13 protein-coding genes and 1 tRNA gene are annotated in these 15,577 nt (G+C 42.3%); 2 read left to right on the top strand and 12 right to left on the bottom strand.

Annotated elements, in window-relative coordinates; genetic code table 11:
* Positions 1-17: 17 nt before the first annotated feature.
* A complete protein-coding gene (locus ACZ5GY_RS04715) occupies positions 18-959 on the top strand; it encodes a tyrosine-type recombinase/integrase (protein ID WP_464112056.1) in 942 nt (313 codons plus the stop codon).
* 222 nt (positions 960-1,181) lie between these two features.
* Here ACZ5GY_RS04715 and ACZ5GY_RS04710 read toward each other — a convergent pair whose 3' ends face one another.
* From ACZ5GY_RS04710 to cls, 7 genes are all read right to left on the bottom strand, one after another.
* Positions 1,182-1,307: a hypothetical protein gene (locus tag ACZ5GY_RS04710; protein ID WP_464112055.1), complete on the bottom strand. Its 126-nt coding sequence runs from the start codon at positions 1,305-1,307 to the stop codon at positions 1,182-1,184.
* Positions 1,307-1,966 (bottom strand): hypothetical protein, encoded by a 660-nt coding sequence (locus ACZ5GY_RS04705; protein ID WP_464112054.1) that lies wholly within the window; start codon positions 1,964-1,966, stop codon positions 1,307-1,309. Before ACZ5GY_RS04705 ends, ACZ5GY_RS04710 begins: the two co-directional genes overlap by 1 nt.
* Positions 1,967-2,033: 67 nt before the next feature.
* Complete coding sequence (locus ACZ5GY_RS04700) at positions 2,034-3,620, bottom strand: AAA family ATPase (RefSeq protein ID WP_464112053.1); 1,587 nt, start codon at positions 3,618-3,620, stop codon at positions 2,034-2,036.
* Positions 3,620-4,243 (bottom strand): hypothetical protein, encoded by a 624-nt coding sequence (locus tag ACZ5GY_RS04695; RefSeq protein ID WP_464112052.1) that lies wholly within the window; start codon positions 4,241-4,243, stop codon positions 3,620-3,622. The genes ACZ5GY_RS04700 and ACZ5GY_RS04695 overlap by 1 nt, the downstream gene beginning before the upstream one ends.
* 38 nt (positions 4,244-4,281) lie before the next feature.
* Positions 4,282-4,494, bottom strand: coding sequence for a helix-turn-helix domain-containing protein (locus ACZ5GY_RS04690; protein WP_464112051.1), 213 nt, complete (start codon positions 4,492-4,494; stop codon positions 4,282-4,284).
* A gap of 479 nt (positions 4,495-4,973) precedes the next feature.
* Positions 4,974-6,140, bottom strand: a complete 1,167-nt coding sequence (locus ACZ5GY_RS04685; protein WP_464112050.1) for a metallophosphoesterase — start codon at positions 6,138-6,140, stop codon at positions 4,974-4,976.
* A 6-nt stretch (positions 6,141-6,146) separates the two neighbouring features.
* Positions 6,147-7,733, bottom strand: coding sequence for a cardiolipin synthase (gene cls / locus ACZ5GY_RS04680; RefSeq protein WP_213699608.1), 1,587 nt, complete (start codon positions 7,731-7,733; stop codon positions 6,147-6,149).
* Positions 7,734-7,880: 147 nt separating this feature from the next.
* On the opposite strand from cls, the gene ACZ5GY_RS04675 reads away from it, so the two are divergent.
* Positions 7,881-7,965 (top strand) — tRNA-Leu (locus ACZ5GY_RS04675).
* Between the two features lie 74 nt (positions 7,966-8,039).
* Here the strand turns inward: ACZ5GY_RS04675 and ACZ5GY_RS04670 are convergent.
* The 5 genes from ACZ5GY_RS04670 to ACZ5GY_RS04650 form a co-directional block, all read right to left on the bottom strand.
* Entirely contained in the window at positions 8,040-9,914 is a 1,875-nt protein-coding gene (locus ACZ5GY_RS04670) for a TRAP transporter permease (RefSeq protein ID WP_213699609.1), read from the bottom strand.
* 137 nt (positions 9,915-10,051) lie between these two features.
* On the bottom strand, positions 10,052-11,038 hold the full coding sequence (locus ACZ5GY_RS04665; protein WP_213691082.1) for a TAXI family TRAP transporter solute-binding subunit: 987 nt from the start codon (positions 11,036-11,038) through the stop codon (positions 10,052-10,054).
* A gap of 232 nt (positions 11,039-11,270) precedes the next feature.
* Complete coding sequence (locus ACZ5GY_RS04660) at positions 11,271-12,776, bottom strand: glutamate synthase-related protein (protein ID WP_464112049.1); 1,506 nt, start codon at positions 12,774-12,776, stop codon at positions 11,271-11,273.
* Between the two features lie 108 nt (positions 12,777-12,884).
* Positions 12,885-13,850, bottom strand: coding sequence for a poly-gamma-glutamate system protein (gene pgsW / locus ACZ5GY_RS04655; protein WP_213690732.1), 966 nt, complete (start codon positions 13,848-13,850; stop codon positions 12,885-12,887).
* Between the two features lie 106 nt (positions 13,851-13,956).
* On the bottom strand, positions 13,957-15,534 hold the full coding sequence (locus ACZ5GY_RS04650; RefSeq protein WP_213690731.1) for a dipeptidase: 1,578 nt from the start codon (positions 15,532-15,534) through the stop codon (positions 13,957-13,959).
* Between the last annotated feature and the right edge of the window lie 43 nt (positions 15,535-15,577).

The raw sequence follows: 15,577 nt of genomic DNA, 5'->3' as shown, positions 1-15,577 counted from the left end.
TTATGGGGGTTGATGACATGAAAAGAGCAACAGTGGTTAACATTAAGTCTTTTCCGCCTCAAACATGGGAAAATGCTCTACAACGCTTCATAGCGTTACGAAGGGCTGAACAAGCCGCACCTTACACAATCGCCGGTTACGTCGAAAATGTAAAGCTTTTCTTCAAGCGATACCCCACGGCATGGAGCGATACATGTCGCGATTGTCTGCTAGAGCACCTTTCACAAGAGGGGATAGCCCCACCGACGTACAATATTCGACTCAAGACATTAAAGCATTTCTTTAACTTCTGCGTTCGTGAGGGGGTTTTTGCTTCCAACCCTGCTGATGGTCTCAAGCTCCAACACGCCGACCCCCGAATGGTCGATCACTCCCAAGAGGATTTAAAAGCCATGCTTGGAGTAATGGACATTTCGACCTTCGTTGGACTGCGAGACCAAACTCTTTTCCTTTTGAGTCTGGATTGCGGAATACGACCGAGTGAGGCTTTGCAGTTGAGGGTCAATGATATTGATCTCGACCTAAATAGAGCGGTCATTCGCAGTTCGACCGCCAAGACCCGTCGGAGTCGAGTTGTCTTTTTTTCCAGTCAGACCGCCAACGTGTTGCGACAACTTATAACGAGCCGCCCCGAAGAGTGGGATTTGTCGATACCGGTCTTTTGCACCAGTTACGGGGAACATTGGAACACTCGAGCATGGACGCACCAGTTAGGGAGATATGCCAAGAAAGCGGGGTTAAAACGGTTTTCTGCCTACGACTTACGTCATCAACACGCCATCGAGTATTTACGAAACGGCGGGAATCTCGCAACGCTCCAAAAAGAGATGGGGCATACCACTATTTCAATGACCCAAAAATATTTGGCTCTAAGCGATGACGACATTCAGACCGCCCACGCCCAAGCGAGCCCCGTTTCCAGCCTTCTACCACGCCGCAAACGCTTAACTCGTTTATGAGCCCCCTAGCCACCGCCACATTGAAAAGGCTTGAGCTAAGCGACTATTCATACCTCTTTTAAAAGTTAGGCATGCTGTGAGCCATTCTGGCGGGTCGGTTACCGAGAAACGAAGAGCCCCCCGTCGTGGGGGGGCTTCTCGTGGCGTGCAAGTTGGTATTTTCATTATAGCATTTCCTTTTTTTCTAGTCTCCGCGAATTCAGTTTTTAAAGATAAAGTAAACTAGAGTTCATCTTCGTATTCTGGGAGTCTTGGAGACTTGCCGATCAATCGCTCGATTTCGACTCGAATTCGTTCAGTTTCTTCTTGTTGAGTTTCCAAATCGGCAAAAAAGTTCTCGGACTTCATTAGTCGTCGACCGCCTTTAGCGCGTGTTTGCGGATTTCCACCGGCAAGAGACTGTCGACCCGTTCTTCGAAACCAAAAAATGGGTTTGTCTGCTCTTGGTCGGCGTAAAAACCACCGTAACGCCCTGAATACGGAATTTTATTCTCAATCGAACCAATCGCCGCCAGATTGACTTTTTGGAAGATCGAGTCGATCTGGTCGACTTCAACGGCATTTTTGATTTGAGCTTTTTCTTCCTCGGTGACCGCCTCGACCATCGTTTCAATGAGTTGCTTTTTTTGGAATTCGTCGCCTCGCTCGAAACAAGTTGAGACGATTTCGGCGGTTTTTTCGGCATTTCCTCCGTCTTTTGCCTTTTTGTAAATATCACGAAGATCACCAGAAAAATCTTTTAGTGCTTCTCGATAGTAAGACCTCTTTTGCCAGTCGAATGTCGGTTCGGGTCGTCGCAAGCCTTCTCGATCTTTTTTGATGAGATGGTTCACGAGATTAAATTCGATTTGAAGGCTGTCACGGGCTTCTTGCTCCAACCTCTCAATTTTAATTTTTTGCATTTCCGGAGAATAGACCCGCCGGATCTCGCTCGCACCACATGAAAACTGGTCAACAATATTTTTAATATCTTTAAAACTTTTCTCGAATAAATGTAAATTTAACATTATGGTTCCTCCTAATTTTTTATAATGGAGCCCCGGTTAAGAGGCTCCCTCGACCTCTTCTAGCCGCTCAACGTTGCTGAAATTCCCACGCTCGCTCAAGAGACTTTTCCTTTGCCATCTCGTCGGAAAGAAAAACCTTGAGCCGGTTAAGAACTGCGTTATATTCTTCTTTAACCGCCGGTGGGGCTGTTTCGAGCCATTTCTGCGATGGTTTTAATAATGGAAATGTGTTTTTTGCTTCACCCCCTTCAACCGGATCAGTTTCACAGTGTGAAGTAGTGGAGGATAGTGTAGTATCGTAAACATCGTAAACACCGTAAACAGATTCCTTCAACTCATTGGTATCACTGGCTTTATCGGTGTTTACGCTCTCATCATCACCGTAAACACCCGTAAACGTGTTTACACTGTTTACGCTGTTTACGCTGTTTACGGTGTTTATACTGTTTACGCTGTTTACGCTTTCGAGAGCGGGGAAGTATTTTCCCTGTGAAGTCATACTGACAATTCGATCAGAGTACATTTTTCTTAGCATGACTCTTGTTGTGCTGTGATTTTTTCCTGCTACTTCTGCTATGAGTTTTGCGCTTGCCGGTTCTCCGATTTGCCGGATAGCGTTTAATATTGTTTGCCGTGACTCGCTCAACAGAACTTCCCTTGCGTCGCCGGCAAACCTCCATCCCGGAGCCGTCCACTCAAGACCTATGTCGTCGTCTTCCTCAAAGTTTCGCCCAGTTCGTTTGAGAATTCCTTGTTTGGCTCCACGGTCTCGATAAAGGCTTAGTAACCCATCGACGGTCGCCGCCAAGCCCATTGAACCGCTCAAGCTTTCCAACCAGTCGCTCTCTTTCCCGCCGCCTTTTTTGAGATGGTGGACTAGCATTATTGATGTTTTGTTACGGTCAGCTAACTTTTTTATTGGCGACACAAGCTCAACGTCGCTTTCGTAAGCGTTTTTTTGCCTGTTCCCATTCGGCTTGGTTTTCCCCCAAGTGTCGATGATTACCAGCCTTGCGTCGCTATGGGTCGCTAGCCATTGGTCGAGCAAGAGTAACCCTTGAGCGTCAAGTTGAGGAAATTCGGTCGTTAGGTATAAATTGCTCGGAATTTTTCTGTGATCTTCAAGAAAATATGAAAGTCTTTTTTGTAGGCTATATGCCGAATCTTCCAAACTAATATAGAGAACGCTTCCTTTTTCCGTTCGATGGTCAAGGAACGGCTGACCCGTCGCCACGGCTAGCGCAAGCTGTAAGCAAAAGAAGGATTTCCCAACTTTTGGTGGCGACGCTAAAACGCTCAAGCCGGCGGGGATCAGGTTTTGAACCGCCCATTCTGGAGCGGGAATGGACATTTTCATCAAGTCGCTTGCCCTGATTGAGTTAATTTTTTTGGTTGTAGGAGTGTTTCGTAAAAACCTCTTCCAGCTTTCATTAATAGCTGTTTCAATAAGAAGTGGCATTTTTTCGTCAATATTAATTCCAAGGAGCTCACTTGCGATAGATTCTTTTATTTGCTCAATCGTGCAACCCTGCTTAAACATAACGTCGCAAGCCACCCCCACCGTTGCGATCAAGCTGTTTTGTTGAGTCTCCTCATCGTCGGGAAAATATTCTTTTGTTTTAAAAAAGGCTTCACGAATTGAAAGATTTGACATTATGCCCACCTCATTTTCGAGGGGAGGCATAGCGGTCTTGCTCCGTCAAATTTACTTTTGATCGGGAAACGATTGTTGAAGTATTTTTTTATACGGGAAACAAAGATGGTCGCCGACCATCTCAATAAAAAGGGAAGGAAAAATGCTTTTATTGGCGGGTCTGAGTCGTCGGGGTCGCCTTCGTCATCGCCACCATCGCCACCGCCACCGCTGTCATTGGTTCGTTGTCGCTCGTGTCGGATTCCGGATCTGCAAAAGATTTTTTTTACCGATCGCTGAGGAATCGCCGCATTAGCAAAAAAGGAGCTTTTCCGGCGACTTCGGATTAAGACGATCGCCCGTTGGATTGCGTTCCGAACGAGCCGATTCAATAGTGATTTAAGCTGATGATCGCTCGTGTAATGGGTTGCCACATCAAGGGTATCTCCGATGGAACGATTAAACATCTCTACATTTTTATGAAGTGAACACGCTCTTTTTAAGGTTTGTTGTGCATTTGCCAACTTTTCTTCCAATGCCGCAATTTCGGGATCAACTTCCATCGCCTCGACGCAATCACAAAAATACACATCGTCACCTTGACTAACGTTTACGCAATCATTATAATCTAAACTGTAGTTCACATGCATACCTCCCTTGCCGGCTAGCCTCCGGCATTTTTTTATTCCTCAATTCGCGCGAAACCTTTCTCATCGCTAACAGCCGACGGGTCGAGACCGAAAAAATCAGCCAAGGCTTTTTTATGTCTTGGAAAAATGACCTTTTTCCGCAACTCAGTTTGGCAAATAGAAGAAATATCAACCCCAGTCGCCATCGAAACTTGCCGCAACGTGAGCCCATGCCGCTTTCTCATTTTTCGGAGTGTCGTCTCCATAAAAGCCACCTCCTTCCAGTTTTTTTTAATATAAAAATATTATATCAAAACGACAACGTTTATGCCAACTCTTAGTGAACAAATTTGTCTCAAAGCTTTATTACGTAAAACGTAATACTTGCAGGAGATTAGACGGCTACTGATATTTTAATAACTTTTGTTTCACGTGATGAATAGGAAACCCCGTGTAAACAAGTGCGGCGTGATTTACCTTTTACTCTTTTTTGTTATAAAATAAGGGAAACACCGTAAAAAGCGTAATCAACCGATACGCTACCACTAGTGTACAAAGACAAGAAATGAATACTATATGTAGTACCTTGACATTAGGAATTCCCGCTTGGGTTGTAGTACAATCATAGTTAGGTGGTCAACTTTGGGAGAAAAAAAGACAGCAACTCCCTTACAATCAGTAATTGCAAGGTGTTGCGGTTTACCGTTAGCTCAATTGGCAGAGCACCTGACTCTTAATCAGGGGGTTACAGGTTCGATTCCTGTACGGTCCACCATTTTTTGTCTGAAACCAAATCTATTATTGTCAGCTCGGGAAAAGCCAAGATTCGCACAGGAGGCCCCCATGTACCGGTCCCTCGACTTACATAAAGCCAAGACCCCTTTCCAAGATCCAGCATTCCAACAGTGTGTTTATAGAAAAGCCAAGTAAATACCATAAAAGGGAAGAGTTGGCCATGGTGTACGTGCCCTGAAAGTTGTAAATCAAATTTTCCTACAGCATCACGATGTACTAATGGGCGATGTTTAAGTAACAATGTAAAACGAGATGTGTCAGCTTCCTGTAATAGCTCGCTTTCGTCTATCTCTGTTTGTCCTAAAATAAAATGCCCACCCGGATCATCTACCCCTGCAATAGAAATGGGACCTACAGGAACTATTGCCCCTCTTAACACTTCAAAGCCAGCGCGCCCTGTAAAATCAAGAGCATGTTCTATACCTGCATAAAACTCATGATTTCCAGTAACAGCAAATTTTCCATAAGGCGGATTAAAGTGGAGCATCATTTCAGAAATTGTTTCTATATCTTCAATTTCACCATCAAGAAGATCTCCCGTCGAAACAATTACATCTGGATTTTCTTCTTGTATTTGTTGCATAATCTGTTGCAACATTTTTTTGTTTATAAGCACGCCAAGATGCAAGTCTGATATTTGCAGAATTCGAAAACGTTCAATACCTTCAGGTAATTTCTTGGTTGGAAATTCAATTTTGATACTTCGTATTTTCATGCTCTCTTTATAACCATAATAAGTTAGGAGTAATGCTATTAAAGCAGCCAGGAAAAGCTCCCAAAAAGGGAATGGGAAAGAAATCGGTAAAATAACAAGTAATATATCGAAGAGAACAGAGATAAGGATGAAATAGAAACCAAAGGCTATCCCTGTAAGGCTTATCCAAGCTAAAACAGTATGAACCTTGTAGAGCAGTGGAGAAGACCAGCGAGCTGGAATTACTGAAACTACGATAAATGCTGTTCCTAAGCCCCAGGCAATAGCAAGAGTTTTCCACGAAAAGGGGGGAAGCCCTTTCAATTGAAAGTAAAAGTAGAGAAAAAAAGAAAGGGCTGCATATAAACCAATATAGGCAGCGATAAAACCGCCTTCAGATCGTTTAATTCTAGGCAAAGTCATGCTCCTTTATAATAGCGCCGACCAAAGCCTTCCTAGAGATTCCCGAACTCGCTCATGAAGAGGCCGCTCAGATCGGGAACGTAAATCAAGTTCAGTGCAAACCTTAAGATCTTCAAGGAATTGTTTTTCAAACTCTTTTGTCTTCATCCTGTTATAAATGAAAACTTGCACTTCAAAATTTATATCGAGGCTTCGGTTATCGAGATTTGTGGTTCCTACAGAAACCCACTTACCATCAACCATCATAAGTTTTGAATGGATAAAACCATTGTCATAAGTAAATATACGAACACCCGCTCGAAGTAAATCATCTATATTCGATCGAGTTGCCCAAAAAACTACCTTATGGTCAGGTCGAGAAGGAATAATAATTCGTACATCTACACCACTTAGAGCAGCTGTCGTAAGGGCTGTTTTCAGGCTATCATCAGGGACAAGGTAGGGTGTTGTAATCCAGACGCGTTTTCGTGCTGCTGTAATAAAATAAAAGTATCCTTGCAATATTGCACGCCAATCTGAATCAGGACCGCTTGCTGCCACTTGAATCGGCATTGTTGTTTCTGGAAGTGCGCTACCATTTAAATACGTTTCTGTTTCAGGCAAGCTATGTCCTGTACAGAAAAACCAATCGTTTAGAAAGACTTCGTGAAGAGAAGCAACAGCCTCTCCATGAATGCGAATGTGTGTGTCTCTCCAAAATCCCATCTTGGGATTTAAACCACGATATGTGTCTCCTATGTTAAGGCCTCCCGTAAAAGCCACCTTACCATCAACAACAATAATTTTTCGGTGGTTACGAAAGTTCAAATCACGACGAACCATCGGGAAGGAAACGGGTAAAAACGGTTGAGCATCTATACCTTGTTCCCTAAGTTTTTTTACGAAACGACGCCCTAAACGCCAACTACCGACACTATCATATATAACTCGAACACTAACACCTTCAGCAGCTTTCTGTTGAAGAATTTCAAGAAGTTTTTCTCCAGTTTTGTCATTAGCTATCGAGAAATACTCTAAATGAATATAGTGCTTTGCCTCTTGTAAAGCTTCAGCTATAGCAGAAAAAACTTCATCACCATTAAGCAGCATATCGACCGAATTTCGATAGGTTAGGCGACTATGAGATGTTTGCTCTAGTAAAGAAACAAGTCGACATGGAATATCTTCACTATAGAGATCAAGGGCAGGAGCAGGACATTCCCTAAAAATAGAGCGATAAAACCGTTTTTTCTTATAACGCTTAAAAACCGCTCTTCGTTTGGGATCCGGGCCTAAAAGAAAATAAAACAAAAAACCTATGACGGGGACAAGGATTAAAGCCAAAAGCCAGGCAATAGTACGGTCTGGGTTTTTTTCTTCCATAAAAATAACGCCGGCAGCTGCAATAATATAAAGTGTAAAAATGTAGGGAATGTAGTCGAGAAAAAGCAGCCATCCCATATGAATAAGTTTGAAGAAAGTAGGAGCTACTGCAATTTCTCCTTCGATTGTCATGACAGCGAGTGATTCTATATTGATCCATACCCATGGGATAGAGAAGAGGATAGCAAGAATAAAAATCGTTACGAGCAATGCTTTTAAGGAAAAACGCAATGGAAGTTCCTCCTTCCTTCTGCTTTTAACTTTGAACATTATGATTATAGCTGAAAGAAGGGATATACCAACAGCCTCTTCACATCTCTATAAATTGATGGTATTATTCCACAGGCATTACAGTAATTGAAACACTTCATTCTATGTGCGAGAGTGGCGGAACTGGTAGACGCGCTGGACTTAGGATCCAGTGGATTCCTCCATAGGGGTTCGAGTCCCCTCTCTCGCACCATTCTGGGAATAAAAATAGGCGGCTTTAAAGCCGCCTATTTTTTATCTCTTTCAATCTGAATAAACTCTATACGTTTAAGATATCTTTAGTTTTTTCTGCTCTGAAAAGAAAAAGAGCAAGAAAGTCAGTCCAACACTGACTAAAGATATGATTGGCTGGCTATGAAGAGCAGCTAAGGCAGTGAGCACAAAAAGCCCTCTGTACCACTTTGGCAAAGGAGCACGTGCAAAACCTGTCAGGGCAAAGGCCATGCCCGTAAGAGCACCTATTCCACTAATTATAGCTAACAAATTTTCTGTTAATGTCCCCTGAAGTATCAACCCGGGATCATAACAAAACGCAAAAGGAACAACAAAAGCTAATATGCCAAGTTTACTGGCAGTGAAGCCTGTTTTATTCGGTGGTGATCCCGCAATAGAAGCTGCGGCATAGGCAGCTAATGCTACAGGAGGAGTGATGTTAGACACGATGGCATAGTAAAATACAAAAAGATGCGCCGCGATAGGAAGGAATCCTATCTTTGCAAGGGCTGGAACGCCTAATGCAGCCCCAAGAATATAAGCACTGGTAGTAGGCAATCCCATACCAAGAATAAGAGAGACTAATGCTATCAAGACCAATGCCAAGAATGAATTACCACGGGCAAGTTGAAGAACAGCGCCTACAAATTTAAACCCAATACCAGATAGAGCTACTGAACCAACAACTAAACCAGCCGATGCACATGCAGTACAGATAATAGGGATATTTTGTGATCCATCGTGAATGGCCGCAAGTATTTGTTTTGGCCCCATACGACGAGCAGGGTTAGGAAGTGAAATGGCCCAAGCAAGAATAATGCCAGCAATAGCTCCGTACATAGGGGTATATCCAGCAAGAAGCATATAGACAAGCAATACAATGGGTGACATCATATATAAACGTTTGATAACGACTTTTTTTGAAGGCAATTCGCTGGCCGGTAGCCCTTTAAGTCCATCTCTGATAGCAGTAAGGTGTACCATCAAAAGCACAGCCCCGTAGTAGAAGAGAGATGGGAGAATCGCCGCTATTATTATCTTGTTAAATGGAACCCCTAAAAGAGCAGCCATAACAAATGCGCCGGCTCCCATAATCGGAGGCATGAGCTGCCCTCCAGCACTCGCAACAGCTTCTACTGCTCCGGCAAAATGAGGTTGATATCCAATACGTTTCATTAAAGGAATTGTAAAAGATCCTGTGCCATAGACATTTGCTACTGCAGATCCTGAAATTGATCCAAATAGAGCAGAACTCACGACCGCAATTTTTGCCGGTCCCCCAGCGGCAGTACCTGTGAAGGCTTGTGCAAATTCCATAAAATATTCACCTACACCACTTTTTTCTAGAAAGCCGCCAAAAATAAGAAAAATCATAACGAACGTCGCTGAAACACCCAACGACGAAGAAAAGATTCCTTCATCAGTAAGAAACATTCCTTCAATAATTCTTTCAAATTCTGTGGGTACACCACGAAGAGCTGCAGGAAGAAAGCTAGCGTCGCATACGTATGTATAGACTGTAAAAGCCACAGCTACGATAACGAGAGGAAGCCCCACAATGCGGCGAGTTGCTTCTAAAAGCAATACAATCAACAATGTACCGAGTACAAGTTGAATCATTGTCAACTCATCAACTCCCTGCATACGCATCATAATTTGATCATAATTAAGCATAATATAGAGTCCGGGAGTTGCTGAGACTGCTGCAAGAATCCAATCGTACCAAGGAACTCTCGTTTCTGGATTTAAAACTTTTTTCGAAGAAATGGGGTAAAGGACAAAGGTCATCGGCAAAACCCAAGTTAGGTGGATTGCCCTTTGTAGATATGCCTCAAAGGAACCAAAAACAGCTGTGTAGAGATGAAAAATTCCCATCGCTAGAATATAGACATAAAGTACCTTTGCGACATTACCGTCAAGTTTTCTCATTACATAAAAAACCTCCTTGGCTAAAAATCGGGATATCGTTCTCCCTACAAGGAATAAAGGAAAAAAGAAAACAGAAAAGAACCTAGAAAGCGAAAATTTCGCTTTCTAGGTGTTTAGTTTACGTGGATATTACTGCATTACTTGGCGGCAACCTCATCCCAATATTTAACAGCCCCAGGGTGACTCTTAATAGGAGCAGTAGGAACTGCCGTAGCAGGATTCAGTTCTTTCATATCAACTACAGCTTTTGCAAGAGTATCCTGGTTTTCATACATAGTTTTACAAAGGTCATAAACAACCTGCTCGTCAAGATCGCTGCGAACAACTATACATGTATAGTCACCGACAACTTTAACAGGAGTATCTGTCACTGACTTATAAATACCAGGGTCAACGGTGAAAGTTACCGTACCATAGTCAGCGCCGATTTTATCAAGAGTCTTCTGCTCCATCCCGAGAATAACGATGTCCGTCTGGCTTTCAATCTGCATAACGATTGAAGCAACTTTACCGACAGAGAAGGCAAAAACGTCAAGATGGTTATCTGCAATTAGGTCTGCTCCGCCAGAGTAAGAGGCATACTCCACAGAACCGCCCCATTCTTTCAAAGTTTCGCGATAATCGACTCCAAAACCAGACTTAAATATACCGTTAACGATAAACTCGGAACCTGTTCCTGTCTTAAGAGTGGCAAAGCGCGTTGGAATTTTACGTGCAACCAAATCGTCAAGAGACTTAATATCATTCTTTTCAACAAAATCTTTGCGAGCTATAAAATAAGTATACTGAGTATAGAGATTGGCAAGAATCGATGCATTCCCTACAGCGTCTTTGAAAGGTGCCATTCCACCTTTTTGAGCCACTGCTACCATTGAAGTATTAGAGAACCCCAAGTCTCCCTTCCCTTTGTCCGCATTGATAATGTTGGCAACTGCACCCCCGGTAATACTTGTCGTGGGGATTGTTTTCTGAGACCAGAGTTCTGCAAGAGCTCCACCTAACGCAAACCAGTTCCCGCCAGGAGGCCCCGCCATAAAGCGAAGCTGCGATGGGGTGTCCGCAGCAACTACAGATGCTGTAAACACACAGGTTAAGGTAAGAAGAAAAATGATGAACTTTTTCAAACAAAAACCCTCCCTTTCAAATACTTAATTAAGATAGAACAAATTCGAAAACTTTTATTTCTATCTTTTGAAAAGTAATATATATACCTATGAGGGCATTGTCAATTCCAGAAGTTTTGATTTAACGGTTTCCCAGCGCTCGCCAACGCCTATGCTGGGCACAAAACCAAAAGCAGCCAGCAGAAAAATCTCTGCTAGCTGCTTTGCAATCGCTCTCTTTACATAAATCTAATTAACCCATAAGATCGCTTGCATAGTAAGTAAGCGGAATTAGGTCGCTTTTGTCCAGATATTTTACGTCAAACTTACGATTCAAAGCCGCAAAATGCCTCAGACCAAATGCCAATTTATTGAGATAGGAGAAAACTCCAATTGCTCCTGTAGAAAAGCTATCGGCGTCCTTGCCATATATTCCCCTGAGATCTGCCAGATCATGAAAAACCTCATCTATTGTATTGCCAAATTTCTTGAAAAATTCAGGCGTTCTACCTGCCTCTATCTCGTCTCCGATTGTCTTCCCTGTCATGGCAGCTGCCATTGAGGCACGGCAGACACCTATAGCGTTAATAAATCCGTCTCCGTATGCAAGAGACTTGAATATCTGATCTTCACTAGCAAAACCACCAGTCATAACCATTGCAGGAAGGACCTTGCCCTGTTTTTGTAGTTTTGCACAAATATCCACAACAACTTTTTCAAGCAGTATCGTTGGGAGAGACCATTCATTCATCATCTTCGATGGGCTATAGCCTGAACCGCCACCTGCACCATCAAACGTTATCATGTCAACTCCGTTTTCTACCGCCATATTGATTACACGTTCCACATCAGACGGATCGAAACCAGCCATCTTGAAGTAGACGTTTCTCATTCCCATCGCACGTAGTTCAGAAATGCGTTTTCCCATTGATTCTTCCGTCCACATCGGGAGTCTTCCATAAGTGTAAAAATTAGGACAACAACCCTTTTCCTTAAGTTCTATTATTTTAGGATCAAATGGATTGGGGAAAACAAGAGCTCCGCACTCAACTTTTTTTACGGCTTCGTCATAATCCTTAATCCTGTTAACTGGTTGAGTTCCCTTGGCCCCCTGACCGAACTTAAATTCCAGAGCCTCAAAGCCATATTTATTCAAAGCTATCTCAGGAACCCCCATAAGATGGTCATCGACGTTGCATTGAAGCACCATCTGTCCTACACCTCGGTAATATTTATAAAAACTATCATGTATTTTTTGAAGCATAGGGAATGACGTAATTTTACCGTTCTTTATTTTTAGTTCAGGGTCTTTATTCCTTGCATCTTCTCCTACCATGCAGGTAACTCCTGCCATAGCAGCACCACCAAAATAATCAATCCAGTTCATTTTCACCAAAGCAGGCAAAATAATAGGCAAATCAAGCTTTATTTTATTGTCATTACCATATTCAGAAGCCAGATTAACGTTAAATATCTCTGCATGTTTATAATCGCCCTCCGTCCCTATAGCACCAAAAGCACGACCGTTTATGTTGAAATGAGAGAAATCTATCGGATAGTCCTTTTCCGACGCAATCTGATTAGGACCTGTAGTTGTAGGGTAAACCGACATCTTTCCAAGAACTGCTGCCTGACCAATCTCGCAAGTTCCCGGGCATTTTTCGGTACACAAAGAGCACATTCCTGACTGAGGAGAAATATACGTACTTCTGTTTTTCGCTGCGGTAAAGCCTGAACTTAAACTTGGTGAAAATGACATAGAAAGACCTCCTTTAAAAATTTTTACCCCCTACATGTACTTTGTTTTGTTAGAATTATTTTACCACTTGATTTATACGACATGTTTCTTAGAGTCACCATCATATTCTTATCTAAAGACCTGCGAGGTTCCAATTTTGGGAAAAGGAACCGGGTCATAAGGGATTCCGTTCATTTGTGCTAATTTCTTTACATTTAGAAGATGAATTACAGGTATGCCTTTGTCTATAAAGTAAAAAATAAGCCCCTTACGCGGCCCATTGGGTAGAGAAGGAATATCTTGTACAAGTCCATTCGGAAATGATACCGAATCGTCACCATCTCCAAAATTAGCTGACGCGCCGCCTATATTTACAAAACATTGAATAGTTTCCCCTTTCGAAGCCTCTTTATAAATAGAAAGTCTCCTCTTTATGCTTTCATCCATTTTTTGCTCACTAATAAGATAGAGCCTTGATCGCTTAGCTATTTCCAGTATTTCTTTTTGAGCTTCAGGGAAGAACATTCCTTCAGCCAGATCATTATGCCCCCCCATAGAGACAGCAACAATACTAAAAGGAAGTATTCCCCGTTTCGATATCTCTTTTAACATATCTAAAAATGTGAACTGTGGGAGGTTGGCTCCATACATTGAAGCCCCTATAGAATATATAACTAATGGATGAAGATCCAGCGCCTGCGCAGCAGAAAGAGTTGCGAGTATAAGTGCGGGGAATGAGCCACTAGCACCAATACAAACAATATCTCCCTTTTTTAAGCCTGCTTGATTTAAGTATGTTACCATCATAGCGGCGAAATCAGGATTAGCAGAGCTGCGCTTATCTTCAACTTCCCCAAGAGTCGTTGTAAGGGGCGTAAATTCTTCCCCTATAATGCCTGTCATATTAGGATCTAAAACATGATCTATAGGAATATTCATTGAAAGACGCTTTTCTTTGATAACAGACAAAGAATTTTTCATAATTTCAGCTGCTTCAATCTGTTTATTGTGCAATCCTGGCTTAAAAAACCCTTGAAGGGCAACAAAAAGTAAAATAAAAGCAAGAATATGAAAACGCACGTCTAGTTTTTTCATATATACCCATTCTTCCTTGATAAAAAATAAAGTATAAAATTGGCTGCAGCATAATCGCCGCAGCCATAAGGATACAAACTGTTAACAAAATGTACGTATTTTAGGCCTATCTCTTAAGAGGACCATACCCAATGAAGTTGTTCCATTCTTCAGGATATCCAGTTGTTTTAAAGTTACGATATCCAAGGGCATAGTTTCCAAGTAAATGATCACCAAGTTTAAGCCAATCCTGGTTCCAGCGAACAGCCCTATTATAAGCAAAATCTGTTATATGCTGTATTGCTTGTGTCTTTTTGCCAGCATTCCAAAGTTTTGCCGCATCTCTTTGAACTTGTGCAGTTTCACTATATTGATACTTAAGTTTAGGATCACGGAAATCATAAATTTCTTTAATTGCTTCGCAATAACGAAGTGTTGCCATTTCCTGAACGTAGGAATTAACCCACCAGCCAGAATCTCTTCGGAAATCCTCAAATCTAGAACCTACTTCATAAAATTTGGGGAGTTTTGTCATAATGGGCCAAAGTGGGGTAATGTACGTCGTATCAGGAGCACCGTATCCAAACCAGCTAATGCCCTTTAATCTACTTGGCATTCCAGGATGAACCTGTCCTATATGGATGTAGCACGTTCTATGCATGTTAATTGATCGTTCCCAATCACCTTTTCCCTTATTAGCATGGCGAATAGGGTTCCCCCAGGGACCAGCTGCCGGCCCTTTTGTAAGATCATATTTTGTTCCCTGATAATAGTCGCCCTTAAGTTTAAAGATATCGTGAACAGAGAGCTTCTTGTCGGGTTTTACAAAGAGAGGGTAATTGTGCTCGCTTGGACTCTGTTTCAGAGAAGGAGTTACAAGTTCCTGGGCTCTCCATACTCTTCGTGTGGAGTAGAGTCGTTCCCAATAAGGAGCATATACTTCAGCTGGGCTGAATTTTTTTACATTGACTTCCGTAGGCTTAATCCATTTCATCTTTACGCCAAAAGATACGATATTGGGGGAGTGCATGACATTTTTCTTATCGGTAATGTCTATGTCACGAAGACGAGCACGGTTAGCAGCAACAAAGAACATATCATCTGGCATACGAACTGCGCACCAAACATCGCGTCCGTAAAATTCTGCAATCCATACCTCATCGCCATCAGTTATATTAATCGTTTCACCAGGGCCAGCCCATCCATATTTTTCAACAAGGTCGCCCATAATTCTGACAGCTTCTCGCGCTGTTTTAGCTCGTTCAAGAGCAATATCCTGAGCAAACCAGCAGTCGATTATTCCGTCGCTTTCAGTCTCCATAACTCTTTCAACTTCTGGGTTATCTGTTCCAAATGTTGATTCTCCCATAGCTAAACCCATTTCGTTCATGAAAGAATAACGAGATTTGAAATAACGATAAGTATGTTTAGCTTGTGGCATTTCTCCCATAACTTCGCCCGGCTCATATCCATGATCGTTCATAATTATTTTACGAACAGATCCTGCGGGCCAGTCTTTTTCAGGAATAATCCAAAGTTTGAAGTTGGCACTTGTCGAGTCATCGTTGTGAGTGATCATTGCCGTTCCATCAATAGATGCCTTATTACCTACAGCAACAATGGTACACGCGAAGGAAACAGATGCCACGAGAAGAACGAGAGCAAAAGCTACAAAAACCGATAGTAATCTTTTTCTTTTCTCCATTCTTTTACCTCCCCTTTGTTATGAGCCACTTTTATTTGATTTT

It is taken from the genome of Aminobacterium thunnarium, assembly GCF_055390565.1.
Note: the sequence above shows the minus strand (reverse complement) of the source record. Positions and strands in the feature narration are given on the sequence as shown.

Bases quoted from the DNA above. Each gene is read 5' to 3' on its own strand.
- ACZ5GY_RS04715 (WP_464112056.1), top strand. From the start codon at position 18: ATGAAAAGAGCAACAGTGGTTAACATTAAGTCTTTTCCGCCTCAAACA.
- ACZ5GY_RS04710 (WP_464112055.1), bottom strand. From the start codon at position 1,307: ATGAAGTCCGAGAACTTTTTTGCCGATTTGGAAACTCAACAAGAAGAA.
- ACZ5GY_RS04705 (WP_464112054.1), bottom strand. From the start codon at position 1,966: ATGTTAAATTTACATTTATTCGAGAAAAGTTTTAAAGATATTAAAAAT.
- ACZ5GY_RS04700 (WP_464112053.1), bottom strand. From the start codon at position 3,620: ATGTCAAATCTTTCAATTCGTGAAGCCTTTTTTAAAACAAAAGAATAT.
- ACZ5GY_RS04690 (WP_464112051.1), bottom strand. From the start codon at position 4,494: ATGGAGACGACACTCCGAAAAATGAGAAAGCGGCATGGGCTCACGTTG.
- ACZ5GY_RS04685 (WP_464112050.1), bottom strand. From the start codon at position 6,140: ATGACTTTGCCTAGAATTAAACGATCTGAAGGCGGTTTTATCGCTGCC.
- ACZ5GY_RS04670 (WP_213699609.1), bottom strand. From the start codon at position 9,914: ATGAGAAAACTTGACGGTAATGTCGCAAAGGTACTTTATGTCTATATT.
- ACZ5GY_RS04660 (WP_464112049.1), bottom strand. From the start codon at position 12,776: ATGTCATTTTCACCAAGTTTAAGTTCAGGCTTTACCGCAGCGAAAAAC.
- pgsW (WP_213690732.1), bottom strand. From the start codon at position 13,850: ATGAAAAAACTAGACGTGCGTTTTCATATTCTTGCTTTTATTTTACTT.
- ACZ5GY_RS04650 (WP_213690731.1), bottom strand. From the start codon at position 15,534: ATGGAGAAAAGAAAAAGATTACTATCGGTTTTTGTAGCTTTTGCTCTC.